Source organism: Legionella feeleii (genome assembly GCF_001467625.1).
GTDB classification, from domain to species: domain Bacteria; phylum Pseudomonadota; class Gammaproteobacteria; order Legionellales; family Legionellaceae; genus Tatlockia; species Tatlockia feeleii.
In genome coordinates, this window is the sequence record NZ_LNYB01000060.1 from 1 (window position 1) to 602 (window position 602).

The window sequence follows — 602 nt, forward strand, 5'->3', positions numbered from 1 at the left end:
TTTGATTTCATTTCCAGCTCCTCGTTTGAGAAAGCTTAGTTTAGAAAATTTAAATTTCTCAGGTAGGTGTATTTGCCCGAACGAATACTTATGATTAGGTTATCCATAATTCGCTGATAGCGATGATAAACAAAACAGATAGCATGGAGCCACTGCTGAGAGGTGCTAAGTCGTCTCAACCGAGAAGCAGGGTAACGCTCCGCCACATCGGCATAGTAACGAACGGCATTTTTAGATAGTTTGAGTGTCGGAATGAATTTTTTAGCAAACGCATACAGAGCCGTGATCTCTTGCGCTTTTTCCACCTCTTCTTTAACCGCCGTGTAATGAAAATCTTTTTGGTCTGCACGGATAAGATTTAGTTGGCTGATACCTTCTGCTCGTTCAATCAATGCAGACAATTGCTTTTGTTCATCTGCCGGTATTGATTGCGTGATGCTATTAAGCCGATTTTCTTCAATGGAGAAAGCCGCACTAAAGAGCGTCTGTAATTGCCGGTACGTTGGAATGACTGTATTCGTTCGGGCAAATACACCTACCTGAGAAATTTAAATTTTCTAAACTAAGCTTTCTCAAACGAGGAGCTGGAAATGAAATCAAAA

The 602-nt window shown here is 40.9% G+C and carries 1 protein-coding gene; it reads right to left on the reverse strand.

Annotation, left to right across the window (positions count from 1 at the left end):
* Window positions 1-35 precede the first annotated feature (35 nt).
* Window positions 36-401, reverse strand: coding sequence for a hypothetical protein (locus tag Lfee_RS07345; protein ID WP_058445381.1), 366 nt, complete (start codon window positions 399-401; stop codon window positions 36-38).
* Window positions 402-602: the final 201 nt, after the last annotated feature.